Raw genomic sequence first — 23,271 nt, 5'->3', positions numbered from 1 at the left:
ATAAAAACAATGAACTGTCGCACCCTGTACCCACTCGTCCCTACATTCGCACTGGCAGCCAGCCTACCACTGCAAGCCGTGGCCGAAGGCTTCGTCGACGACGCCAAGGCAACCCTGACACTGCGTAACTTCTACATGAACCGCGACTACACGGGCACGGCAAGGCAAGGCAAAGCCGAGGAATGGACGCAAAGTTTCATCCTTGACTTCAAGTCCGGCTACACCCCCGGCGTGGTCGGTTTCGGCGTTGACGTGCTGGGCCTTTACAGCATCAAACTTGATGGCGGCAAGGGCACCGCCGGCACGCAGTTGCTGCCTGTTCATGACGACGGGCGCCCGGCGGACGACTTTGGCCGCACGGCGCTGGCGGGCAAGATGCGGGTGTCCAAGACGGAACTCAAAGTCGGTGAGTGGTCGCCTACACTGCCCATCCTGCGCGCCGATGACGGCCGCTCGCTGCCACAAACCTTGCAGGGCGCGCAGGTCACCTCCAACGAGCTGGCCGGTCTGACCCTGTATGGCGGCCAGTTCCGCCAGAACAGCCCGCGCAACGACGCCAGCATGCAGGACATGAGCCTGTTCACACGCACAGCCTTCACCTCGGACCGCTTCAACTTCGCCGGCGGCGAATACCGCTTAAACCAAGAGCGCACCTTGGTCGGCGCCTGGTACGCCCAGCTGGAAGAAATCTACCAGCAGCGTTACGTTCAGGTGCAGCATCAACAGCCGCTGGGCAACTGGGTACTGGGCGCCAACCTGGGTTACTTCTGGGGCAAGGACGACGGTGGCGCCAAGGCAGGCGAACTGGACAACCGCACCGCTTCTGGCCTGTTCTCGGCGAAGCTTGGTGGCAACACGTTCTACGTCGGCTTGCAGAAGGTCATGGGCGATGATGAATGGTTCCGGGTCAACGGTGCCAGCGGCGGTACGCTGGCCAACGACGCCTTCGGCTCAAGCTACGAGAGCGCCCGGGAACGCTCCTGGCAGGTGCGCCACGACTTCAACTTCGTGGTGCTTGGCATACCCGGCCTGACCCTGATGAACCGCTATATCCACGGCGACAACGTGCATAACGCCAGCACCCAGGATGGCACCGAGTGGGGGCGCGAAAGCGAGCTGGCCTATGTGATCCAGTCTGGGCCGCTCAAGGCCCTTAACCTCAAGTGGCGCAACTCCAGCCAGCGCCGGGACTGGGGCAGCACCAACAGTTTCGACGAGAATCGGCTGATCGTCAGCTACCCGCTGAGCCTGCTTTAAGGCTACTGGGCTCACGCCTGCTCGGCGATGACCTGGCGAATATAGGCCATCAGCGCGACCGCCGCCGGTGACTGCAGGCAGCCACTGCGCTGCATGAGGCCGATGGCGCGGGCAGTACCGGGCAGTGCCAGCGGCAGGCGTTGCAGCTCGCCGCTGGCAATCTCGTAAGCCAACTGGTGCGCAGACACCGCCGCCAGCATGTCCGATCGCACCAACAGGCCACGGATAACCGCCAGATCAGCGCTTTCCACCACCGGCCACGGCGCTGCCAGGCCAGCGGCGGCGAAGCAGTTGTCGAGCAGCCGGCGCGCCGGTGAGCCGGCGCGCGGCAACACCCAGCGCGCCTGGTGCACGCCCTCGAGCGTCAGGTGTGTGTGCAACAGCGGATGCCCCCGACGGGCCAGCAGCACCATTTCCTCGTTGATGAGCGGCTCGCCCACCAGGTCACTGGCATAGTCGTGGGGCCGCAAGGCGCCCAAGACAAAATCCACATCCCCTACTCGCAGCTCGGTTGCCAGCAGGTCAAACGGGCTTTCGTTGGTAACCACCCGAACCTGTGGATGGAGGGCACTGAAGCGTAATATGGCATCCGGCAGAATGCGCGAGCGGCCCAATGGTAATGCGCCGACATGCACCACCCCACGCAGGGTGCCTTGCATCGCGCTCAGGTCACTGTCCAGAAGCCGCAACTCGTTCAGCGCCCGGCGGATGGGGAACAGAATGTCCCGGCTGGCCACAGTGGGCTGCAGGCCGCGCGAAGTACGCACGAACAAGGGCTGCCCGCACCCGCCCTCAAGCACTTTTAAAGCAGCACTGACAGCCGGCTGGCTAAGGCCGAAGTGCCGTGCCACGGTTTGCATGTGCCGTGTCTCACAGAGTTTCACGAACACCTGCAGGCGCCGCGCCTGAAACAAGTAAAGGGGCTCGCCCTGCGCGGTGCCCAGCAACCTCGGCACGCCGTCCAGTTCCGCCAGCACACGCAGTGCACGCGGCAGCAAACACTCGCCATAGTCGGTCAGGCGCATACCATTGGCATGGCGCTCGAACAGGGGCACAGCGAACCGCGCCTCCAGCTCGGCGATAGCGCGGGTGACCACGGACTGAGCACGGAACAACACCTCCGTCGCCCGCGAAACACTGCCCAGTTCGGCTACGCGGATGAACGCGCGTACTTGCATCAGATTGGGCAGTTCGACGTCGATCATAAGGCTTCCCCACCGCTCGGCTCGTGACTGGGGCCACTATGCCTCTACACCGCTTGCCAGGCAATAAGTAAAACGCATAGCCATTGCAGTCGAACGCATTAGTGCCGCGCACAGGCCGATGACATCCTGCGCTAAACCCACTGCAGGAGCCAACGAACAATGAAAACCCCACAAAAATCCGCCCTGGTGGTCAGTGCACATTCCGCCGACTTTGTCTGGCGTGCCGGTGGCGCCATTGCGCTGCACGCTGAGCAAGGCTATGCCATGCACGTGGTTTGCCTGTCTTTCGGCGAGCGTGGTGAGTCTGCGAAGTTGTGGCGCAAGGGTGAAATGACCGAAGCCAAGGTCAAGGACGCTCGCCGAGAGGAAGCCATGGCAGCGGCCGAGATCCTCGGTGCCAGCGTGGAGTTCTTCGACATCGGCGACTACCCGATGCGCGCCGACAAAGACACCCTGTTCCGCTTGGCTGATGTGTATCGCCGGGTCCAACCGGAATTTGTGCTCAGCCACTCCCTCAAAGACCCCTACAACTACGACCACCCACTGGCCATGCACCTGGCCCAGGAAGCCCGCATCATCGCCCAGGCCGAAGGCTACAAGCCGGGCGAGAAAATCGTTGGCGCCCCGCCGGTATACGCCTTTGAGCCGCACCAGCCCGAACAGTGCGAATGGCGCCCGGACACCTTCCTGGACATTACCTCGGTGTGGGACAAAAAGTACGCCGCCATCCAGTGCATGGCCGGCCAGGAACACCTCTGGGAGTACTACACCCGCGTGGCCCTTCAGCGCGGCGTGCAAGCCAAGCGTAACGTGGGCATCACCAGTGCACGCAACATCGTCTACGCCGAAGGCCTGCAGAGCGTGTTCCCACGCGTGACGGAGAACCTGGCATGAGCGGGCTGATCGGCAAGACCGGCATCGTGGTGCGTAATATCCCACGCGTTGAGCCACACATCATCGATGCCCTGGGCCGGCTGGGTGTCGCCACGGTGCATGAGGCCCAAGGTCGCAAGGGGCTGTTCAATACTGCCGTGCGCCCCATCCAGCAGGGTGTGGCGGTGGCTGGCAGCGCGGTAACCGTGCTGGTGGCACCTGGCGACAACTGGATGTTCCATGTTGCCGTGGAGCAGTGCCGCCCGGGCGACGTGCTGGTGGTGGCGCCCAGTTCGCCATGCAGCGATGGCTATTTCGGCGACCTGCTGGCGACCTCGCTCCAGGCCCGCGGCGTGCGCGGCCTGGTGATCGATGCGGGCGTGCGCGATAGCCAGACACTACGCGACATGGGCTTTGCCGTGTGGTCCCGCGCCATCAACGCCCAAGGCACTGTGAAGGAGGTGCTGGGTTCGGTGAACCTGCCACTGCTGTGTGCCAGGCAGTTCGTCAATGCCGGTGACATCGTAGTGGCCGATGACGACGGTGTAGTGGTTGTGCGCCATGGCGAAGCCCAGGCGGTACTCGATGCCGCCACCCAGCGCGCCGACCTGGAAGAACGCAAACGCGTGCGCCTGGCCGCCGGCGAGCTTGGCCTGGACATTTACGAGATGCGCCCGCGCCTGGCGGCGAAGGGCCTGCGTTATGTCGACCACCTCACAGACCTGGAAGGCTGAACATGAGCCAGACCCGCATACCCTGCCTGCTGATGCGCGGCGGCACCTCAAAGGGCGCTTATTTTCTGCATGACGACCTGCCGGCCCCTGGCCCGCTGCGTGATCGGGTGCTGCTGGCGGTGATGGGCTCACCCGATGCCCGGCAGATTGACGGGATCGGCGGCGCCGACTCGCTCACCAGCAAAGTCGCCATCATCCGCGCTTCACAGCGCGATGACGCCGACGTCGACTACCTGTTCGCTCAGGTGGTGGTGGACGAGGCGCGGGTGGACTATGGGCAGAACTGCGGCAACATCCTGGCCGGCATAGGGCCGTTCGCCATTGAGCGCGGCCTGGTGGCCGCCAGCGGCGCGAGCACACCGGTACGCATCTTCATGGAAAACACCGGGCAGATCGCCATCGCCCAGGTGCCGACCACCGATGGCCAGGTGGAGTACGCCGGCGATACCCAAATTGATGGGGTGCCGGGCCGTGCGGCGGCGCTGGTGGTAACGTTTGCCGACGTGGCCGGCGCTAGCTGCGGAGCCCTGTTGCCCACCGGCAACAGCCGCGACTGTGTCGATGGCCTGGAAGTGACCTGCATCGACAACGGCATGCCCGTGGTGCTGCTGCGTGCAGAAGACCTTGGCGTGACCGGTTACGAGCCGTGCGAAACGCTGGAGGCCGACAGCGCCCTGAAAACACGCCTGGAAGCCATCCGCCTGCAACTGGGCCCACGCATGAACCTGGGTGATGTCCGCCAGCGCAATGTGCCAAAGATGTGCCTGCTGTCAGCACCGCGCAACGGCGGCACGGTCAATACGCGCTCGTTCATCCCGCACCGCTGCCATGCGTCCATCGGGGTGTTTGGTGCGGTGAGTGTTGCTACGGCCTGTTTGATCGAAGGGTCGGTTGCACAGGGCCTTGCCAGCACGTCCGGCGGTGATCGTCAGCGTTTGGCGGTGGAGCATCCGAGTGGGGAATTTACGGTGCAAATCAGCCTGGAACATGGCGTGATCAAGGGGTGCGGGTTGGTGAGGACGGCGCGTTTGTTGTTCGATGGCTTCGTATGTATTGAGCGGGACATCTGGGGTGGACGGGACTGATTAACTCCTGCAGATTTAAATAACGTGCAAATGCAAGTGATAGGCATGTGCGTCAATCGGTAAACTCGTGCCTACCCTGACCTCCTCCCCCGAGCAGGTACGGCCCCATCGGAACACATTATGATTACTCCCCTCTTGTCCTTTCATCGCCGGCCGAAGGCACGCGTCAGGCATGCCATGTTCAGCGGCGTGTTGATGGTATGCAGCGCCAGTGCTGTCGCTGGCACGACGCTGGACACGGCCTTCGGCCCCGTGACGGTCAATGGCCACCCTGAGCGCGTTGTGACGCTGGGTGACAACAGCCTGGACGCTGCACTTACGCTAGGTGTGAAGCCCGTCGGAGCCCTGGCCAGCAGGGGGGGAAACGATATACCGGGGTATCTCAAGGCGGTGTCTGGCAGCTTGCCTTTGGTCGGTAATGTCCGCGCAGTGAATCTCGAGGCCGTTCTGGCCAAGCGCCCCGACTTGATACTCGCGGGCCCGGACTTGACCCAGGAGCAATTTGCCAAACTCAGCCTGATGGCGCCCACGGTAGTGCCTAAGGGCAATGTCATGAGTGACTGGCGCGCGACGTTGCGCACGTTTGCACACGCACTTGGCAAACCGTTGGAAGCCGATCAAAGGCTCGAACAAGTCGACAAGCGCATCACTGCATTACGCACTCGCTTGCCATCAGAAATGAGCCTGAGTGTCCTGCGCTGGAACCCGCAGGGGCCGATCATGATGTCCAGCCACCTGTTCGCAGGCCAGTTGCTGGATGAGCTGGGCATAACGGCCAACCCCTTGGCGGCCCAACAAACCGCTCGCCCACATACCGACACACTGAGCCTGGAGAACCTGGGCAAGGCTGACGCCGACTGGATCTTTCTCGCTACGTTAAACGCGGATGGGGAACGGGCGGTGGCTGAAGCGCGACAGCAGCCGGCCTTTACGCGCCTCAAGGCCAGCCAGGCTGGCCACCTGGAGAGTGTCGACGGCCAGATCTGGAGTAGCAGTTCAGGCTACCTGGCAGCCCAACAGGTACTGAATGACGTGGAAAAGGCCTTGGCCGAGTAATGAGTGTTCCACGTTTGTCATTAACTCTTTCCATCTGCCTGGCCGCATCAGCGTTGCTATTGCTATGCCTGGCAAGCTTTTTGCTCGGTGCCGGTGCCGCAGGTGTAGGCCAAAGCTTACAAGCGCTGTTTGGCTCAGTCGATGCCGACACGCAGTTCGTCGTCGGTGTGCTGAGGCGCTCACGTACTGAGTTGGCCTTGTTGGTTGGCATGGCCTTGGGTGCCGCCGGCCTACTGTTGCAATCGGTAACCCGTAATCCTTTGGCCGAGCCGGGCCTGCTCGGCGTAAGCGCTGGCTCTGCCTTTGCCGTGACCACGAGCATCAACCTGGGGCGCAACTGCAGCGGGCCTACATCTGGGCGTAGCTGTGGCGGGAGCCCTGGGCGGGAGCCTGCTGGTGCTCTGCGTCTCGAGGTTGAACCAGATCGGCCATGACCCGGTGCGCCTTGTACTGGCAGGCGTTGCTTTCTCCGGCTTGCTGAGCGCACTAAGCAGCCTTTTCCTGTTGTGGGACCAACGTACCGCCGATGAGGTACGGTTCTGGGTCGTGGGTAGCCTGGCCGGGCGCCCGCCACACACGCTGCCGTGGACAGCGGCGGGCCTGCTTGCCGGCATTGCAGTGGCACTGCCACTGCTGCGCCCCCTCGCTGCACTGGCATTGGGTGACAACGTTGCCAAAGGGCTGGGTCACTACCCGCAGCGGGTGCGGCTATTGGCATTGCTGGCGGTCGCATTGTTGGTTGGAACAGCCAACGCCGCGGCGGGGCCAATCGCTTTCCTGGGCCTGATCGTCCCTTTCATAGCCCGGCGCCTGATCGGCAACAACCTGCGCGGCGGCTTTGTGCTGTGCCTGTTCCTGGGTCCCTGCATATTGCTGCTTGCTGACATCCTGGCACGGTTGCTTGTACAGCCCTACGAACTGCCGGTAGGCGTGATCACTGCCTTGCTTGGCGCGCCAATTCTCATCGCTGTGGTGCGCTCACAGCGTCTGCCGATCCTGCACCCATGAATACGTTGAGAAACAGACCTCAAGGCTATGGCCTGATTCGCTTCGATCAATGCTCGCTGCTCTTGGACATACGAGCCCTGTGGGCAGGGTCGATCTTGCTGACGCTGATTGGCGTCGCGACGCTGTTCTGTCTAGTCGGCGACGGTATTACAGCTAGGCAGGTGCTGGCGACCCTGGTTGGCCAAGGCGACCCAATTCAACAGTTGCTAGTGTACCAGTTGCGGCTGCCGCGTCTGATGGCCGGTTTGCTGAGTGGTGCCGCCTTGGGCGCCGCGGGTTGCCTGATGCAGACGCTGGCCCGCAATCGCCTGGCGACCCCGGGCATGGTTGGTCTGGACAACGGTGCCACGGCCTTCGCGGTGGCTTCGATCGTTGCGGTTCCCACCAGCCTGGCACCCTCGGCCCTGGCACTGACCGGTGCTGCAACCGCGGCCGCACTGACCTTCGTGCTTGCCGCCGGGTCGAGTGCGCGCGGATACCGTTTCATCGTGGTCGGGCTTGGTATCGGCGCCCTCTTCGGGGCCATCACCAACCTGATGTTGGCCCGTGCCGACATGGATGCAGCGAACGCTGCCTATCCATGGACCATCGGCAGCCTCAATGCGCGCCCCACACAAGCCGTCTGGCTACTGGCACTAGGGCTGGCGGTTGGCCTGCCCATGGCCAGATCACTGGGGCATTCACTGGCTTTGATGCGCTTCAGCGACAGCGTGGCGATCACGTTGGGCCTGCGTATGCGCGAGACGCGCGTAGCCACGCTTGGCCTGAGCGTTACTCTCACAGGGTTGGCCGTTGCGGTCGCGGGCCCGCTTGGGCTGGTTGCGTTAATTGCACCGGAGATCGCCCGGTACCTGAACAGATGGCGTGGCGTACCGGTGCTCAATGCCGCATGGTGCGGCGCCCTGCTCACGCTGATCGCCGATTGGCTGGGAAGAACCGCGCTGGCGCCTATGGAGATACCTGTGGGCATCGTCATGGCGTTGATCGGCGCCCCCTATCTGCTGTGGATCATCCTTCGCCAACCCAACAGGAGCACGACATGAGCCTTTCCCTGCAAACCGAGGCCATTATCGAAGCACGCGGGTTGACCCTTTGTCATGGGAAGCACCCCATCATCGAAGGTCTGAACGTGCAGCTACCAACGGGCCAGGTAACCGCAATCGTCGGCCCCAACGGTTGCGGCAAGTCAACCTTGCTGGCAGGCCTGGCACGCTTGCACAAACCCAGCGGCGGCACCGTGCTGCTCGATGGAAAAGTCATTTCCAGCCTGCCATCACGAGAGGTCGCGCAGCGCCTGGCGCTGCTGCCCCAGGATGCCACTGCGCCAGAAGGTCTCACGGTCTCGGAATTGATCCGCTATGGTCGCCAGCCTCATGTGGGCATGTTCCAGCAATGGAGCGAGAAGGATCAGGCTGTGGTAGAGACGGCGCTGGCCGCTGCTGACCTGCAAACACTGGCGAATCGTCCATTGGAATCGATGTCGGGCGGGCAGCGCCAACGCGCCTGGATAGCCATGGCCATTGCCCAAGATACCGCGCTGCTACTGTTGGACGAACCTACCTCCGCGCTGGACATCGGCCATCAGGTTGAAATTTTCGAGCTGATTCGCAAGCTTGCCGCAACGGGGAAAACCATCGCCATGGTGGTGCACGACATCACCAGTGCTTCGCGGTATGCCGACCATGTGATTGCCATGAAAAGCGGCAAGATCGTCGATGAGGGATGCCCCAGGAAGGTCATCACCAAGGCATTGGTCGACACCCTCTACGATGTCCACTGCACCTTGCTCGCGGACCCACTCAGCGGGACCCCGGTTATCGCCGGGCTCAGGCCAAAGTCAGCATGTGCCCAGCCCACAGACACATCGGCGAGCCGGGCTGGCTAGCCCTGCGTACAGCATCACTGATCATAAGCATAATGAATGCCCCCTTAATGATATCGCGTTTCCTGGAACTCCCCCCTGCGGCAAAAATGGGTCTCCAATAATTAAAAGAAGGGACAACACTCATGAAGCTTGGGTGGTACTCGCACTTGTCTCCAACGGAAAAGCGTACCTACTGGGCCTGCCTGGCGGGCTACACGCTGGACTCGATGGATTCGACGATCTATTCGCTTGTGATGCCGGTTTTGCTCACAGTGCTCGCGCTGAGCAAGGCGGATGCTGGTGTCCTCAGTTCAGTAGCGCTGATCGGCAGCGCCATCGGTGGCTGGGGGGCTGGCTTGCTCGCAGACCGCTATGGGCGAATCAAGATCATGCAGCTGACTGTGTGCTGGGTCGCAGCATTTACCTTAGCAGCAGCGTTCTGCACAGATTTCTGGGAGTTCTTCATCGTACGGTTCCTCCAAGGCATCGGCTACGGGGGGGAAGCCGTGGTGGGAGCGGTATTGATCAGTGAAGTCATCAAGCCCGCCCTGCGAGGCCGCGTAGCCGCCTCGATTCAAAGCGGGTATGCACTCGGTTATGGGCTCTCGCTTTGTGCCATGCCCGTGGTGTTCTGGGTTCTCCCGGATGACATCGCATGGCGATGGTTCTTCGCCATCGGGATACTGCCGGCGGTGTTGGTGTGGTTCATTCGGCGCATCGTGCCGGAGTCTGAAACGTTCACCAAGTCACGTGTCAAGGTTCGGGACAACGCTGATTTCCTCAAGATTTTTGTCTCTCGTCAGCGTCGCATAACCATTACTTCGACGCTTCTGGCCACCGGGATTTTTGGTGGCGCATACATCATGATCACATGGCTACCCACCTACCTGCGCCTGGTACTTGGGCTGCCGATCACCTCAATGTCTGGCTATCTTGCGGTGAATATCCTGGGTTCCCTCATCGGGCCTTTCATCTACGGTCTTGTCAGTGATCGCTATGGTCGAGGCCGCACGTTCATGATGTTCCTGTGCTGCCAAGCTGTGGTGGTTGCGTGCTACCTATTCCTGCCCATTGGCTTGGGTTTGACGCTGGTGTTGGGATTATTCCTCGGCGCGTTTCAAGGGGGACTTGCATCGGGTTTAACCCCAACGTTCGCTGAGCTCTATCCCACGTCGATCCGAGCCAGTGGTGCTGGATTTTGCACCAGCTTTGGACGGGGCTTCGGCGCAATCATGCCGGCTGCAGTGGGCATTGCCTCAGCCTATATACCCCTTGGATATGCGATGGGAGGCTTTGCCATCCTGTCGTATCTGCTGGGTTTCTGTGCGGCGTGCGTTCTGCCCGATGCCACCGGCGTTGATATGAATGAGGTCGCAGACGCAACGATCCTGCCTGTCGGTGGAGCAGATAACCCAAGCGAACTAAAGGCACGATAAGGTTCAGCAGATCTGACATTTGAAGCAAGCACGGGTTTAGAATCACAGCGGGAGCAAGCGCTTGCGGTGATGCCATGCAGGGATCCCCGCAAGCGACAGGCTTAGTCAGTTGCAATCCGGAGTGATGCAACGCGCGTAGGCGATCGCCCGCGTGAGCAGTTCTGACTCTTCGACCACTTCATGGAAGAAGCCGAATTTTCCGCCTTCTCAAGGGAATACAGCTCGCCTTTAAGGGTTGTCAGGGCGCCGGCCTGATTACCCAGCGCATATTTGACGATCTCGACGTAGGCGGCCGGCATCGGAATACCGATAGGCACTTCGTTGAGACCAAACTTTGCCGGCTTGCGCGCCGCAATCCTGAAATCACAGTCCAGTGCGGTAATCAGCCCGCCTGCAATCGCATGACCATTGATCGCAGCAACAGTGGGCCGTGGATACTGGAAGATCCTCGTCAAGTACCGCAACGATGAGAGTATCAGCGCCACGATCCGCCAATGCTTGCGCGGGCAAAGCCCTGAAGCCTGGCCGAAGCTCGACGTGCTGGCAACGATGCTGGGCGTGTCGTATTCAACACTGCAGCGCCGTCTGCTGGCCGAAGGCCTCAGCTACCAGCGGCGACTAAAGGACAACCTGCGGCGGGATATCGCAATGCTCAGCCAACCAGGTCTGACAGTCACTGGCGCGGCGCAGTAGACCGGATTCCAGGAAACCAGCGCCTTTCACCGCGTCTTCAACAAGTGGACCGGAGTAAGCCCCGGCGCCTATCGCCGATCCCAGGATGCGCCGACCTCTGACAGCGAGCAGTCCTAACAAGCCCCCCTTTACGCATTGATTTGCAGCGCCCGTCCCACAGGGTACACCCTGCAAGGCCACACCTTCGGTGGGGGCTACCAGAAGGCGTGGGGCGATACGCCGTTCGCATTCGTCAACGGGTCAGATACCTACCTGTTTGGCGAATCACTGGTGAGCACATTCACCGCGCCTAACGAACGCGTCTGGTTTGGCCGTTACGACTACGATTTCGCGGCCCTGGGTATCCCCGGCCTGACACTGACTCTGAGGTACGTCAAAGGCGATGATGTCGATCCGGCTCTGCTGACCACTCGCCAAGCTGCAGCACTGCGCGGGGCCGGTCAACAGGGCAAGGAGTGGGAACGGGTCAGTGACATCGCTTACGTGATCCAGAGCGGCCCGGTCAAAGGCCTGGCGGTGCAATGGCGCGACTCAACCAACCGCTCCACCTATGCTGACAGCGCCAACGAGAACCGCCTCATCGTGCGCTATACCGTCAACTTCTAGGCATCGGCTTCGCCAGTAGATCGCGGGTCAAGCCCCCACACACAGCACCTATAGGAGCAGCTTTGCCCCAGAAGAGTCCACTATTGCCAATGCAAATCGCAGGGCGCCAGCCCCGCCCTGCCAAACCAAAATCGGCCCGTAAGTCAACAAAGCGAGAGCGCAAACATTCGCCCGTCGGCGATTGCTGTTGATCTTGATCTACCAGCAACACTGAAGGCCGAGCGCAGGTCCTGCGGAGGGAGGGGGGTGGCACCACGGAAGGCTAGCAAGCACTGGGCCGTTCTGCAGGAATCGAGTTCGATTTCAGCCTGCAGAAGACTCAAGAAACTAGCGACCAACAGCGTCTCAAACGAGTAAGGGCGCTTGAGTCCTAATCCAACTGTTTCCAGTGAGTGAGCGTAGTTGACGCACGGACCCGTTCGTTGAGACGGTGCATTTTGCACATATGGACTTGGCGACCTGAGCGCCCAGAGTTCCTCCCCACCAATCGCTAAACCTCGCAAAGACAACAGAGACGGCTCACCTGCCTCGAGGCGGTCGACTACTAGCGACTTGTTCAAGGGGAAGGCCATGGTGATGCTAGTGCGTTATCGCCTACCTATACTTTGAACTGCTCGACTAGGTGCATCTGATAAGTCGTCAGTGTGTTCAGTTCGGCACTGACCTTAGCACTTGCGCCCGCCTGCTCTGACAGTTTTTCGGTCACGCAACCAATGGCCGCAAGGCTGCGGTTCACGTCATCGGCTACCGCGTTTTGCTCCTCAGCCGCGCTTGCGATCTGAAGATTCATCTCTGTGATCACACAGACGGCAGTGTTGATTAAATCCAGTGCCAACGATGCCTCAACCGCCTGTTCGGCGTTCAAGTGCGCATGATTCCGGCTCGAGTGCATGGCCGCGACCACGTTTTGAGTGCTGCCGTGAATCCCCTCAATAACATGCCGAATCTCCTCCACTGAGTCCTGCGTACGTTTGGCTAAACCACGGACTTCGTCAGCCACTACCGCAAACCCGCGGCCGTTATCACCGGCGCGAGCAGCTTCGATCGCAGCATTAAGCGCTAAAAGGTTGGTCTGTTCAGCAATGCTACGAATCACATCGAGCACGATCACGATCTCCTCATTGTTCTCGGCCAGATGCTCAACTTGCACGACAGCCTTGCCTACTTCGTCAGCAAGGATCTTGATCCCTTGGGCACTCTGTGCAATTACCTCCGTTGCGGCACTTGCGGCTTCTTGCGCATGCTTGGCGGCGCTGGCCGCCTTGGCAGCGCTGCACGCTACTTCGTGAGCCGTGGCACTCATCTCGTTCGAGGCTGTGGCAACCTGTTCGATCTCTCGATTTTGCACGTACATACCGTCCCTGGTCTGCTGCGCAACCAGCGCTGACTTGTCCGCAGTCGCACGCGCGCCAGTGATGCTGGACTTGAGATCCGCGACAATAGGCTGAAGCTTATCGAGAAACCTGTTGAAGTTGTTAGTCAACGCGCCGAGTTCGTCGCTACGTTCATAGTCAAGGCGCTGGGTGAGGTCTCCGTCACCGCTTGCAATGTTTTCGAGCATGCGGGCAACTCGATCAATGGGGCGGGTGACACCGGATGCCGTAAACCACAATGAGACCAAGCCACACAACGCCGCCAAGGCAGTGACTAGCAGGGTAGCAAACGTACCCTCACGCTGCGCGTCACTTAGTGCTGCGCGGATACTATTGGATTCTGCCAGAAACACGTCGCGGGGCAAGTCGATGGTCACAGCCCAGGCGGGCGCGCCCTCCGCTGGGCTGACCGAGTACACAGCTCTGATGAAGTCGTCTTGCTCGATAATGGACGCCGTAGTCCCAGCGGCACGCTGAAGCGTTTCGAATCCGTCTTGGCCCAATACCTCAGCGATAGGCTTGCCCAGGCTGGTAGGTTCAGAGCTATCCGCTGCAACAACGCCGTTACCCGCGAGAACCATTACGCGCGCGGTGCCGCCAAATAATTCTGCCTGCGCGTGCTCGGCGCTTTCCTGCAGCGCGCTAAGCGCTATATCCACACCCGCGACACCGATGGTCCTGCCGGCGAGAATCACAGGGACAGCGATAGTGGTCATTAGTACGGTCTGCTTGCCAACATTGACGGCGTAGGGCTCCAGCAAGCAAGTCCGAGAAGAACGCAAGGCGCAGGCGTACCAATGATTTGAGGAAGCACCTGAGCTATTGATCTGCGTGTTGGCTAAATCACGTTCGGCAATGACCGAGTTCACGTCCTCACCGCTCGTGCGGCTCCAGTAGGAGCCGAAACGGCCAGTTTCATTTGACCCTAGCCTGGACTGATTGATGGCCATGGCATCGCGCCCGTCAAAAGCGTCGGGCTCGAATACACTCCAGACACCTAATACATCCGTGTTCCGCGTGAACGCGCGCCCCAATGCTCGATTGGCGTCCTCGCGCATCGCAATGCTGGAAGTGCCGTGACGGCGGAAGGCATCACTCAGGTTGGCGAGTTGCTCCGCAATATCCTCAGCCAGCATGATGTCGGTAGAAAAAAGTCGCTGCAGCCGGACTGCATGTTCGCCGGCCTTGGCCAGCACCAACGCCTCAGCAGTGGCGGTCATACTTCGATTCGTTCGTTGGCTGACCAAAGCGTTGTTGGCGTGGCTTTGGTACAGGTTCATCAAGAGCAATGTGAGGATCACGGCAACCAGTGATAGCCCAGAAAGAAGAACAATTCTTGATCGTATGGAAAGAGGCGGCAACATGGTCATGCTCGTGCAAGTTGAACTTGATGAAGGGCGCCCCTCTGGCGAGACAGCGACCAGCATAAACAAGGTTTGTGGCGTCCACGCAATGGCCCGACAAGTGCCGGGCACGGGTTACAGGCTCGTTAGAATTTCGCCATTAACAACAATTGGGCGTAGACGTTGGTACGGTTGTCGTTTAGCTGAGATCCGCCGTTGTCGATGTCTTTTTCCGGCTTATAAAAGCCCACCAAGGGCATCGCCGAGAGCCGCTCGTTAATTTGCCACATGGCATAGATATCGAGCTCGGATCCATCAAGATTCGCAAACGCGCCGGCAGTCTTGCTGACGGTTTTAAAGCGGTAAGCAAGGATCCCTAGCGTAACACTGTCGGTAGGCGTCAGCGCGAGGCCCACCTGATGGATGCGTGTATTGGTGCTGAAGGGCCCTGCGTAGTTACTCGCCACTTCCCCTTGAAACCAGGTTCCCAGCGCTCTGACGTTTCCATAGAAGAGTGGATCGTACCCTTCCGAAAAACGGCTGTAGCGATAGCTCACTGCAGGACGCCAAGGTGTATCGGAGAAGGTCCATCCTGACTCGAGGTACCAGGCATTTTCTTCGCCAGCGTTGCGCTGCTGCTTGGCGTATTCCCCGCTGAGGAGCAAACCAGGTTGACCAAGATCACCCTGCGCCCTGATTGAGACGGTCCTGGTGCCATCGCGATCAACGAAGTCTAAGGCGGGATCGGTGTCGACAACTTTCAGATAGGTCAGCCCAATGGTACCCAGCGTGCTGACGTTTTCCAGCGTCGCAGCAACGATCTCTGACTTTCCCTGTGCAGGGTTATCCGATTTCAGCCACATCAAATCGCTGCGAAGACCTTCTGCGCCACCGATCCTTACGACGGCTGTTTCGTCGAATGCCTTACGCCCAGTCAGATAGTACGCACCACCGCGGTTAACGGAGCCATCTAAAAAGGATTTACCAATATTCAGAGCATCACCCGCAATCAGGAAGCCATCCCCAACGATGACATTCTGCCGCCCGAATGAAATATCCAGGCCGTCTTTACCCAACCCTGAAACGCTGTCGCCGGACTTCCAGCCAAGGTAGGCATCCTCAATCTTGGTCGTACGTTCAGTCCCTTCTGTCCAGCCCGCTGCATCGCCTTCGCCGAAGGTCGCGCTGGAAACCCAGTTCAACGCGCCATAAGTACGTTGTGACTGGCTACCCGAGTTGACCCACCCGCTGAGGCCGTATTTGGCATACGACTCCTGCCAGTCTTTAGCTCCGCCCATCATAGTGCTGGACTGGCCATAACTTTTGCGGCTATGAAATACGCCGAGCGCGATTTCAGCGTCTGCATTCAACACACCGCCGTCAGATGAATACAATTCATAGGCACTCACCATGGGAGTGATTTGCAATGCCGCGCAAAACAGTAAGACGTTCGTATTCTTATTATAACTGACCATCGAGTGTGCTCCGTTATGAGTTTTACCGACTACGTGAAAGTAAGTGAGGGGCAAAAGCAAAACGGCAGTTAGGGGAAGCCTGGCGCACAAATCCTAGTCGGTGCGCGACGCTAAGCGGGTCTTGCCTGCCTTCTCTTATTATTTTTAACGCAAGCAACGCCCTAAGGGCGGGAAGGTAATTAGAATGCATCACCCTGCCCCTGCGGGCAGGGTAAATTCAATGTATCAGAGCGGGAACTTGCGCTCGCCCAACTGGAGTGTTACCCATTTCAGCTCAGTCATGTCCTGAACCGAGTAACGACCATTCTCTTTACCGTGGCCGCTGTCTTTGAAACCACCGAAGGGTGCGTTAGGGTCGTCGTCAAACGAATTGTCATTGATATGAACGGAGCCCGCCTCTACCCGCATGGCGAAATCGAATGCCTTTTGCAAGTCGTTGGTCACAATCCCGGAAGACAGACCATATGACGTGTCGTTGGCCAGTTCAACCGCATGCTCATAGTCCCTCGCCTTGTAGATTGAGACCAAGGGGCCGAAGGTCTCTTCGTTATAGACCGCCATCGACGGCCCAACATCTGTAAGTACCGAGGGCTGGAATAAATTACCGCGGTACTCCCCCCCCGCCAGGAGGGTGGCACCTTTGGACACGGCGTCGTCGATCTGACCTTTGATGAACTCGCATTGGCGGGCATTGATCAACGGCCCGATGATGGTCGACGGATCGGCAGGGTCACCGGAACGAATGGACCGCACTTTCTCGGCAAAGGCGCGGCAGAATGTATCGTAGATCGGTGCTTCGACGATAATCCGGGAGTTGGCCATGCATACCTGACCCTGGTTGAAGAAGATACCAAACGCGGCGGCGCGCACCGCGTAGTCAAGATCGGCGTCCTGCAGAATCACGATCGGGCTTTTTCCGCCCAGCTCCAGCACGATGCGCTTCTGGAATTTCCCGGCGAGTTCGGAGAGGTACTGTCCAACTTTCGCCGAACCGGTGAAGGTGACCATCTTCACGCGTTTATCCGAGAAGAATGTGTCGCCCAGTGCTTCGTTGGTCGTCGGCAGGACGTTGAAGACGCCCGGCGGCAGGCCCGCTTCCTCGAGTATTTCCGCGAACAGCAGGCCAATGAGCGGAGTTTGCGGAGCGGGTTTGAGCAAGAACGCATTGCCTGCAGCCAATGCGGGCGCAAGCTTCTTGCCGTTCAGGAGCAATGGAGCGTTGAACGGCCCCACACCTGCGATAACTCCGAGCGGCTGTCGGAACGACATGGAAATCCGGCCCGGCCCATCAGCAGGCATCGTCTCACCACGGACATCTCGGGCTTGCCCCGCCGCAATGCGGAAAGTACTGACCATGTAATCGCATTCGAACATCGCCTTGCCGAAAACATTGCCACCTTCCTCGATGAGGATCTTGGCAATGTCCCCGCGACGGCGCTCTATGATATCTGCAGCACGGCAGAGAACCGCCTCACGCTCTTTGGCCAGTGTCTTGCCCCAGCTTTTCTGGGCTTCATACGCGGCAGCGATAGCACTGTCGATATCGGCGGCTGTGGCCAGTTTGACGCGTGCGATGGGGGTTTGGTCATAAGGATTGATAACCACCTGCTCCGGCTGGTCATCGCTCCCCCAGGATCTGCCATTGATGTAGGGATGATAGGTTTTGAGAGATGTTGCGGCCAAGTCAGTCATTGTAGCCCGCCTTTTAGTCTGGTTTTGCTCCGGTGAACGGCGCGGAGCGTATCGGCAGAGAAATGTCAGTGGGAACCGTGTTGGTGACGATTCCGCACGCGTGAATTCAGAGAGATTCGCTGTTTTTCCAATTCGCCATCAGTGTGTTGGAAGGCAGGGTTTCGTCTAGCAGTTTCTGTGCAGTGATCACACCTGCCACCGGCAGCCCTTCTGGGTTCAGCAGACCGATCTGGACGAGCACGCTCGCCTGGTCCCAGTAGATATGCTCGTGATAGAGCTTGTCACCGCGGAATCTGACCACACCCAGCATCGGAATCTCGACATAATTCCCAGTCGGCGCAACGTTAGGCAGCAACCAGTCGATCTCGGTGGTGTGCGTGAAGCACATGATGAATTCGTCAACGATCTGCAGCGCACCGACCGTCCGAGACAAGGGGATCAATTTCATGTCCGGTGGGTTGCCATGCACGAAGTGGTGCTGATAGAACCGGCTGAGCTGCTTGTTGCCTACGCCGCCCGTCATGGTCGGGATATGGTTTACATACGGTTCGGCGACCATCGTCGCCATGGTGGCCGGCACATCACGGGTTTCGAACTCGTGCTTGACGTGCTCGTCCCAAAGGTGGGACAGGTTGAAATGCGGGCCGATCTCGCGCTTCAGCGCCGCTATGGTCCGCTCGTGAGCCATGAGTGCGGCCGGTTTATCGAAGTGCGCACTTCCGACACGGGCAAACGCGTGATCAACGTTGGGATAGATATAGACCTCAGCGCGATTGTTTGCGTTAAGCGCAGCACAGATTTTCGCCCGCGCGCCGGCATCACAGTAGTTGTCGTTTTCGGCAAAGTGCAGCACCAGCCGGCCCGATACTTCATCGACTTCGTCGAGGTAGTTTTCAATACCCATACCGTAGAAACCGATAGAGCATGCGGCTTTGGTGCGCGTTGCAGTCAGGTAGGCAAGCTTGCCACCCATGCAGAAGCCGACGTAGCCCAAGCCATCCCCTTCGACCTGATTCAACGTCTCAAGTTTGGCGAAACTGGCAGCAATGTCACTGACGGCCGCATCAACGTCCATGCGCTGGAAAAGATCAATGGCTTTGGCAAAGTCTTCCTGCGTGTAGCCCAGGTCTACATCACGCTCCAGCCTCCAGAAAAGATCGGGGACGAGCACGACATAGCCCTCCTCCGCGTAAAGATCGGCGACTGCACGCATGTTGGCGTTGACACCGAAAATCTCTTGCCCGAGCACTAGACCGGGCCCTTTGCCGCTGGCCGGTACTGCGAGGTAGCCGCGGAAGGTCTGTTGTTTATCCATCGTCTGGATAGCAATGAATTCGCCCATGTGTCTTACTCCTTGAAATTGAACTATTCGCAATGACGCTGGAACCAGACCCGCGGCGACAAACCCCGGTCCGGACCCAGGATCGAAAAACCGCCATCGACCGGGACGTCAACGCCGGTCATCCAGGAGGCACCACCAGTGCAAAGGAAGGCAACCACATTACCGATTTCATCGCCCCGACCTACGCGGCCAAGGGGGTGAAAATACGCCCCCACCTTGTCGGCAAGATCAATATCGTTGTTGGTCAACGAAGCGACACTCGGCGACCAGGTCCAGGCGGGTGAAACACTCAGAACGCGGATACCTTGGGGCGCGAGACTCACTGCAAAATTCTTGGTCAGTTGCAGCATCGCGGCTTTGGAGGCCGGGTACAGTGCCCTGCCGGCTGCACCAAACTTGCCGCCAGTGCTGGTGATGTTGACGATCGTGCTGCCATTACCCAGAACCGCTGAGACTTTTTGCACGAACATCGCGGATGAAACGATGTTGACACTCAGACTCTGGTGCCATTCCTCGCGTGATGACGCGAGGCCATTGTCGGCGTAGAGACAGGCGTTATTAACCAGGATGTCGATCTTGCCGAATTGATTGATCGTGTTGTCGATGCACGTGTCGATGTCTTCATCGTTTTCAATATCGCATTCGGTATAGGATGCACAGGGACCTAGCGCTTCACTCAGCTCGTGGCCGACTTTCGCATTCCTGCCTACCAGCATGACTTCTGCGCCTTGGGCGAGCAGGACCTTGGCGATATCCAGGCCCAACCCTTGGGTACTCCCCGTGACGATTGCCACTTTTCCGTCAAGACTCATAGCGATGACTCCATCAACTGACTGACGCTGGTGACGTTGGCGATAAGACTCATGCTGTTGAGGGAGGCCTGGTGCACCGCAGGGTCCGCTGATGCGCATGCGTCAGCAGGGACGACCACTCGGTAACCACAGTCCACTGCATGCCGCACCGTGCTCTCCACCACCGAGTGAGTTGCCACGCCGGCGATGATCAGTGTCCGCGCGCCAAGCATGGTCAGCAGCGCTTCAGCGTGCGTTCCGTAGAATGCATTTATGCGTTTGTGTGTCACCACAAACTCATTGCTGCTCTCGTAAGGCCTCAGGGCATCGAGAAACTCGGCACCCCACGATCCATCAATGACCGCGCCAATCTTTCTGACGTTTTGCAAAATCGGCGCGTTCGCGATCAAATCGGAATAATTACCCCGATAGGCCACTCGGGCATGAATGATGGGCCAGTCGTTTTTACGGGCGCCTCGCAGGAGTTTTTCAGCGGCCAAGATTAGATGCGCACGCGCCTCGCCATCGCTATCCAGACCAACCTTTATACGACCGTCTGCGTGCAACACGTCGTTCTGGTAATGAAGCGCGATAACGACTGGCCGCTCCATCACACGAACACCTCGAGGTTGGCGAAGACGTCATTGCAGTTGACCAGGTCTACCCGCTTGAGCTTGATCTTCCAGCCATCGGCCTTGTTACCCGCCAACTTATAGGTGTAGCGCCCTGCGAGTTGCCGTTGATCAAGACGCCATTCGGTGGCCTGGAAGCTGGCGCTCACCACCAAATAGTCATCTTCGTCAAAGCCTTCAACGCAGATATTGCCAACCAGGTGCGCTGTCTGGGTCTGGGGCTGCTGGGACCAATTGCGCGCATTCTCGACCCGCCGAATGCGCGTTTCACGCAGCATACGGTTCTCCCAGAATAGGGAAATATGATCGAACGGGTTTTCTTGATTGTGCTTGTGCGGGACCCAGTACATACCGTCATCGGTAAAGAGCTTGTCCCACTCCCAGAATTTCCAGGTATCCAGCAATCGCGCTTCTCGATAGACGAACTGCTCGAGCGAGCGCAGCGTGCTTTCATCGACAGTAGTGGGTGTCAGAACAGTGGTGTTTACGTTGAAATTTCGGTCAAGCAACATGGTTGCTCTCCTTGGCGATGAGGGTTCCGGTCATGAATTTTTTCCAGGCGGCGAATTGGTTGCGCATTGGCAACTCACTGGTGCCGTTTGTAGAAACCGCGCCGTCCTCCAGGATCTTGTCGGTGCCCGCATAGCGGTGCATGCTGATCCAGTTGCCACCACGGGTCATGTTGCCTTCCTGGCAACGGGCGTAGACTTCAACATCGTCTGGCATGACGTTCGAGGACGGTGAATTGATGACGTTGGCGTACGTGAGGGCGCGATCGAACACTACTTCCGGCGCGCCCTTGCAGCGGAATGTCTGAATTTCAACGATGGTTTTATCCACCGCCACGGGCCGAATCACCCGGAACTGCATGAAAACGGTATGAGGCGAACCGCTGCCGTAGATGACGGTGTTGTGACGATTCATGCCCATGATTTCTCGCGCCCGCTCGGCACCGTATGCCTCGCTCAGACAGTCGAAATGCGCCTTCGCCACTTCATCACGTTCTGCGGCACCTGGATCGAAAATCGCTTCCATGTAGCCATGGCCATTGTGGTAAGCCCTGAGTTCCAGTTTTTCCCAGAAGTCATAAGGCTCTCCGTTGCCATCCATAATCAGCAGTTCGAAGGGCATCTCACCGATGGCTTCGGCTTCCTGACGAGCGGCATCCACGGAGGACTCGTGAGTCACGCGGGCGTGCATGGTGTCGTGCAGATTTTCGTAAAAAACCTTCCAGTTGGAGCGTTGCTGCACACGGAAAATGCCCCCGGCCACCTCCAGTTCGCCAACAGGAGAGCGGTCGCACATGTTGTCAATAGACGTCACTACACCGCCGAGGAAGGTCTTCAGATCTTCTCCATAAGCGGCTTGGCTGGCGAACACAAAACCGCGATAGCTATCAACACGGGCGACGCTGACCATGGAGAAATCGGGATGTTTGGGATCGTAGCAAGTGCCCTCGAATCCGCTTTTCAGGGGGGTGGACAAGTGTGAGCCGTCGAGCTTGAAGGTCCAGGCATGGTAAGGGCAGCGAAAGAACTTCCCGACATTCCCGTCACCATCGGCAACTAACTTTGCCCCTTTGTGAGGGCAGCGGTTGTAATGGACGTTCACTTTGCCGTCGGGCGCTCTCACCATCACCACATCTTGGTCACCGATGCGGGTGGTGTGGTAATCGCCTACGTTCTTGACCTGGCTCTCGTGTCCTACGTAAATCCACGCGTGGCCGTAGATTCGTTCCATCTCGAGCTGAAACAGAACGGGGTCGGTATAAACGCTTTTGTGAACGCTGTCTTCTCGAATCAGGTCAGCGATTTGTTCATTTGTAGGAATCATTGTTGTTCTCTCCGTAACTGATTAGAGGTCCAGCACCAATTTGGCGGTCTTGGCACGAGAAACACAGGTGCAGAACGCCCCACCCGAGCGTTCGCGATCGGACAGGCAGATATCCCGGTGATCGGCCTCTCCGTCCAAAATCTGGGTGACACATACGCCGCAGTCTCCACGGCGACAATCGAACATAGGATCCAGGCCGGCCTCGACCATCACATCTAGCAAGTTTTGCCCTGCATTCACGGTCAGGGTGACCCCGCTGCCCCGCAGTTCGACCTCAAATGCCTGATCCCCATCTACTTCCAAGGCGCCAGCGAACAGTTCGTAATGCACCTGCTCTTCTGGCCAGCCGAGTTCGCGTGCGGTCTGTATTACCGCAGTGATCATCTGGGTGGGCCCGCAGATGTAGAGGTGCGTATTACTGCCAGGGTTGGCGAGAACCCGTGCAGCAGGAAAACGCTTTGACGCGTCTCCACCGCTGATCCAGCACTGGCTGTTTTCCAGGCATTGAACCTCCGCCAGATACGCCATGTTGGAAGCGTCGCGGCCGGCGTAATGAAGGGTGAAAGCCTGCTCAGACTCGACCAGGGCACGGGCCATGCTCAGCATCGGTGTAATGCCGATCCCGCCTGCGATCAGTACGTAGTGTTCGGCCTCGGCAATCAGCGGAAAGTGGTTCTTAGGAATCTCTACCTCCACCTGTTGCCCCTCGACGAGGCTGTGGACCCACTTCGAGCCGCCGGTGCTTTGTTCATCGAGTTGGACAGCAATTTCGTAATGATCCCTGGCCGATAGATTGACTATCGAATACGCGCGCTTTTGCTTGCGCCCGCCGGGAATATGCAACTCGATATGCGCACCGGGTGTGAAATCCGGCAGCGGCGCGTTATCCAGCGTGGTAAGTACCACACGGCGAATACGCGGAGTCAGACTTTCAATTTTTTCAACTTTCAACGTCAAACTGGACATAACGAGA

At 58.9% G+C, this 23,271-nt stretch carries 22 protein-coding genes and 2 pseudogenes; 12 read left to right on the top strand and 12 right to left on the bottom strand.

Annotation, left to right across the window (positions count from 1 at the left end):
* The first annotated feature begins 9 nt into the window (after positions 1-9).
* Positions 10-1,257 (top strand): OprD family porin, encoded by a 1,248-nt coding sequence (locus tag AB7M33_RS19465; protein ID WP_454243356.1) that lies wholly within the window; start codon positions 10-12, stop codon positions 1,255-1,257.
* A gap of 11 nt (positions 1,258-1,268) precedes the next feature.
* Here the strand turns inward: AB7M33_RS19465 and AB7M33_RS19460 are convergent, their stop codons facing one another.
* On the bottom strand, positions 1,269-2,462 hold the full coding sequence (locus AB7M33_RS19460; RefSeq protein ID WP_454243355.1) for a LysR family transcriptional regulator: 1,194 nt from the start codon (positions 2,460-2,462) through the stop codon (positions 1,269-1,271).
* 159 nt (positions 2,463-2,621) lie between these two features.
* Here AB7M33_RS19460 and galB point away from each other — a divergent pair, with 159 nt between their 5' ends.
* The 9 genes from galB (at position 2,622) to AB7M33_RS19415 (ending at position 10,518) form a co-directional block, all read left to right on the top strand.
* Positions 2,622-3,356 carry a 4-oxalmesaconate hydratase gene (gene galB / locus AB7M33_RS19455; protein WP_454243354.1) on the top strand — a complete coding sequence of 245 codons (735 nt, stop codon included), beginning with the start codon at positions 2,622-2,624 and terminating at the stop codon, positions 3,354-3,356.
* Positions 3,353-4,069 (top strand): 4-carboxy-4-hydroxy-2-oxoadipate aldolase/oxaloacetate decarboxylase, encoded by a 717-nt coding sequence (locus AB7M33_RS19450; protein WP_454243353.1) that lies wholly within the window; start codon positions 3,353-3,355, stop codon positions 4,067-4,069. Before galB ends, AB7M33_RS19450 begins: the two co-directional genes overlap by 4 nt.
* 2 nt (positions 4,070-4,071) lie before the next feature.
* The gene (locus tag AB7M33_RS19445) at positions 4,072-5,154 is read left to right on the top strand and encodes a 4-oxalomesaconate tautomerase (protein WP_454243352.1); all 1,083 of its coding nucleotides are present in this window, start codon (positions 4,072-4,074) and stop codon (positions 5,152-5,154) included.
* 120 nt (positions 5,155-5,274) lie between these two features.
* A complete protein-coding gene (locus tag AB7M33_RS19440) occupies positions 5,275-6,210 on the top strand; it encodes an ABC transporter substrate-binding protein (RefSeq protein WP_454243351.1) in 936 nt (311 codons plus the stop codon).
* Positions 6,210-6,644 carry an iron chelate uptake ABC transporter family permease subunit gene (locus AB7M33_RS19435; protein ID WP_454243350.1) on the top strand — a complete coding sequence of 145 codons (435 nt, stop codon included), beginning with the start codon at positions 6,210-6,212 and terminating at the stop codon, positions 6,642-6,644. The genes AB7M33_RS19440 and AB7M33_RS19435 overlap by 1 nt, the downstream gene beginning before the upstream one ends.
* Positions 6,607-7,218 (top strand): FecCD family ABC transporter permease, encoded by a 612-nt coding sequence (locus tag AB7M33_RS19430; RefSeq protein WP_454243349.1) that lies wholly within the window; start codon positions 6,607-6,609, stop codon positions 7,216-7,218. The genes AB7M33_RS19435 and AB7M33_RS19430 overlap by 38 nt, the downstream gene beginning before the upstream one ends.
* A complete protein-coding gene (locus AB7M33_RS19425; RefSeq protein ID WP_454243348.1) occupies positions 7,215-8,261 on the top strand; it encodes a FecCD family ABC transporter permease in 1,047 nt (348 codons plus the stop codon). The genes AB7M33_RS19430 and AB7M33_RS19425 overlap by 4 nt, the downstream gene beginning before the upstream one ends.
* Positions 8,258-9,103, top strand: coding sequence for an ABC transporter ATP-binding protein (locus tag AB7M33_RS19420; protein WP_138736170.1), 846 nt, complete (start codon positions 8,258-8,260; stop codon positions 9,101-9,103). Before AB7M33_RS19425 ends, AB7M33_RS19420 begins: the two co-directional genes overlap by 4 nt.
* A 122-nt stretch (positions 9,104-9,225) precedes the next feature.
* Complete coding sequence (locus AB7M33_RS19415; RefSeq protein WP_454243347.1) at positions 9,226-10,518, top strand: MFS transporter; 1,293 nt, start codon at positions 9,226-9,228, stop codon at positions 10,516-10,518.
* A gap of 101 nt (positions 10,519-10,619) precedes the next feature.
* Here the strand turns inward: AB7M33_RS19415 and AB7M33_RS19410 are convergent, their stop codons facing one another.
* The gene (locus AB7M33_RS19410; protein WP_202877127.1) at positions 10,620-10,973 is read right to left on the bottom strand and encodes an enoyl-CoA hydratase/isomerase family protein; all 354 of its coding nucleotides are present in this window, start codon (positions 10,971-10,973) and stop codon (positions 10,620-10,622) included.
* 43 nt (positions 10,974-11,016) lie between these two features.
* Between AB7M33_RS19410 and AB7M33_RS19405 the strand changes: the two genes are divergently transcribed.
* Both AB7M33_RS19405 and AB7M33_RS19400 read left to right on the top strand, forming a co-directional pair.
* Positions 11,017-11,211: a hypothetical protein gene (locus tag AB7M33_RS19405; protein WP_454243346.1), complete on the top strand. Its 195-nt coding sequence runs from the start codon at positions 11,017-11,019 to the stop codon at positions 11,209-11,211.
* Between the two features lie 162 nt (positions 11,212-11,373).
* Positions 11,374-11,817 (top strand): annotated as a pseudogene (locus tag AB7M33_RS19400) (OprD family outer membrane porin); the annotation flags it as partial.
* Positions 11,818-12,415: 598 nt separating this feature from the next.
* Here AB7M33_RS19400 and AB7M33_RS19395 read toward each other — a convergent pair.
* From AB7M33_RS19395 to AB7M33_RS19350, 10 genes and pseudogenes are all read right to left on the bottom strand, one after another.
* Complete coding sequence (locus AB7M33_RS19395; RefSeq protein ID WP_416220505.1) at positions 12,416-13,171, bottom strand: methyl-accepting chemotaxis protein; 756 nt, start codon at positions 13,169-13,171, stop codon at positions 12,416-12,418.
* 102 nt (positions 13,172-13,273) lie between these two features.
* Positions 13,274-14,248 (bottom strand): annotated as a pseudogene (locus tag AB7M33_RS19390) (HAMP domain-containing protein); the annotation flags it as partial.
* Between the two features lie 431 nt (positions 14,249-14,679).
* The gene (locus tag AB7M33_RS19385; RefSeq protein ID WP_454243345.1) at positions 14,680-16,008 is read right to left on the bottom strand and encodes a hypothetical protein; all 1,329 of its coding nucleotides are present in this window, start codon (positions 16,006-16,008) and stop codon (positions 14,680-14,682) included.
* A gap of 225 nt (positions 16,009-16,233) precedes the next feature.
* The gene (locus AB7M33_RS19380; RefSeq protein ID WP_138736164.1) at positions 16,234-17,700 is read right to left on the bottom strand and encodes an aldehyde dehydrogenase family protein; all 1,467 of its coding nucleotides are present in this window, start codon (positions 17,698-17,700) and stop codon (positions 16,234-16,236) included.
* 106 nt (positions 17,701-17,806) lie between these two features.
* Positions 17,807-19,042 (bottom strand): dienelactone hydrolase family protein, encoded by a 1,236-nt coding sequence (locus AB7M33_RS19375; RefSeq protein WP_454243344.1) that lies wholly within the window; start codon positions 19,040-19,042, stop codon positions 17,807-17,809.
* 23 nt (positions 19,043-19,065) lie between these two features.
* On the bottom strand, positions 19,066-19,854 hold the full coding sequence (locus AB7M33_RS19370; RefSeq protein ID WP_138736162.1) for an SDR family oxidoreductase: 789 nt from the start codon (positions 19,852-19,854) through the stop codon (positions 19,066-19,068).
* Complete coding sequence (locus AB7M33_RS19365) at positions 19,851-20,444, bottom strand: cysteine hydrolase family protein (protein WP_138736161.1); 594 nt, start codon at positions 20,442-20,444, stop codon at positions 19,851-19,853. Before AB7M33_RS19365 ends, AB7M33_RS19370 begins: the two co-directional genes overlap by 4 nt.
* A complete protein-coding gene (locus tag AB7M33_RS19360; protein WP_138736160.1) occupies positions 20,444-20,977 on the bottom strand; it encodes an aromatic-ring-hydroxylating dioxygenase subunit beta in 534 nt (177 codons plus the stop codon). Before AB7M33_RS19360 ends, AB7M33_RS19365 begins: the two co-directional genes overlap by 1 nt.
* Positions 20,967-22,298, bottom strand: a complete 1,332-nt coding sequence (locus AB7M33_RS19355; protein ID WP_138736159.1) for an aromatic ring-hydroxylating dioxygenase subunit alpha — start codon at positions 22,296-22,298, stop codon at positions 20,967-20,969. The genes AB7M33_RS19360 and AB7M33_RS19355 overlap by 11 nt, the downstream gene beginning before the upstream one ends.
* Positions 22,299-22,319: 21 nt before the next feature.
* Complete coding sequence (locus tag AB7M33_RS19350; RefSeq protein WP_454243343.1) at positions 22,320-23,264, bottom strand: PDR/VanB family oxidoreductase; 945 nt, start codon at positions 23,262-23,264, stop codon at positions 22,320-22,322.
* Positions 23,265-23,271 lie beyond the last annotated feature (7 nt).

This window comes from Pseudomonas sp. Y3 TE3536 (assembly GCF_053629175.1).
The sequence above is the reverse complement of the archived record's forward strand: the minus strand, read 5'-3'. Positions and strand labels throughout refer to the sequence as shown.

What these genes read in the sequence shown, in the direction of transcription:
- AB7M33_RS19360 (WP_138736160.1), bottom strand. Translation starts at nt 20,977, where the DNA reads ATGTTGCTTGACCGAAATTTCAACGTAAACACCACTGTTCTGACACCC.
- AB7M33_RS19450 (WP_454243353.1), top strand. Translation starts at nt 3,353, where the DNA reads ATGAGCGGGCTGATCGGCAAGACCGGCATCGTGGTGCGTAATATCCCA.
- AB7M33_RS19435 (WP_454243350.1), top strand. Translation starts at nt 6,210, where the DNA reads ATGAGTGTTCCACGTTTGTCATTAACTCTTTCCATCTGCCTGGCCGCA.
- AB7M33_RS19425 (WP_454243348.1), top strand. Translation starts at nt 7,215, where the DNA reads ATGAATACGTTGAGAAACAGACCTCAAGGCTATGGCCTGATTCGCTTC.
- AB7M33_RS19380 (WP_138736164.1), bottom strand. Translation starts at nt 17,700, where the DNA reads ATGACTGACTTGGCCGCAACATCTCTCAAAACCTATCATCCCTACATC.
- AB7M33_RS19440 (WP_454243351.1), top strand. Translation starts at nt 5,275, where the DNA reads ATGATTACTCCCCTCTTGTCCTTTCATCGCCGGCCGAAGGCACGCGTC.
- AB7M33_RS19395 (WP_416220505.1), bottom strand. Translation starts at nt 13,171, where the DNA reads ATGTACGTGCAAAATCGAGAGATCGAACAGGTTGCCACAGCCTCGAAC.
- AB7M33_RS19370 (WP_138736162.1), bottom strand. Translation starts at nt 19,854, where the DNA reads ATGAGTCTTGACGGAAAAGTGGCAATCGTCACGGGGAGTACCCAAGGG.
- AB7M33_RS19460 (WP_454243355.1), bottom strand. Translation starts at nt 2,462, where the DNA reads ATGATCGACGTCGAACTGCCCAATCTGATGCAAGTACGCGCGTTCATC.
- AB7M33_RS19420 (WP_138736170.1), top strand. Translation starts at nt 8,258, where the DNA reads ATGAGCCTTTCCCTGCAAACCGAGGCCATTATCGAAGCACGCGGGTTG.
- AB7M33_RS19465 (WP_454243356.1), top strand. Translation starts at nt 10, where the DNA reads ATGAACTGTCGCACCCTGTACCCACTCGTCCCTACATTCGCACTGGCA.
- AB7M33_RS19350 (WP_454243343.1), bottom strand. Translation starts at nt 23,264, where the DNA reads ATGTCCAGTTTGACGTTGAAAGTTGAAAAAATTGAAAGTCTGACTCCG.
- AB7M33_RS19415 (WP_454243347.1), top strand. Translation starts at nt 9,226, where the DNA reads ATGAAGCTTGGGTGGTACTCGCACTTGTCTCCAACGGAAAAGCGTACC.
- AB7M33_RS19385 (WP_454243345.1), bottom strand. Translation starts at nt 16,008, where the DNA reads ATGGTCAGTTATAATAAGAATACGAACGTCTTACTGTTTTGCGCGGCA.
- AB7M33_RS19445 (WP_454243352.1), top strand. Translation starts at nt 4,072, where the DNA reads ATGAGCCAGACCCGCATACCCTGCCTGCTGATGCGCGGCGGCACCTCA.
- AB7M33_RS19375 (WP_454243344.1), bottom strand. Translation starts at nt 19,042, where the DNA reads ATGGGCGAATTCATTGCTATCCAGACGATGGATAAACAACAGACCTTC.
- galB (WP_454243354.1), top strand. Translation starts at nt 2,622, where the DNA reads ATGAAAACCCCACAAAAATCCGCCCTGGTGGTCAGTGCACATTCCGCC.
- AB7M33_RS19365 (WP_138736161.1), bottom strand. Translation starts at nt 20,444, where the DNA reads ATGGAGCGGCCAGTCGTTATCGCGCTTCATTACCAGAACGACGTGTTG.
- AB7M33_RS19355 (WP_138736159.1), bottom strand. Translation starts at nt 22,298, where the DNA reads ATGATTCCTACAAATGAACAAATCGCTGACCTGATTCGAGAAGACAGC.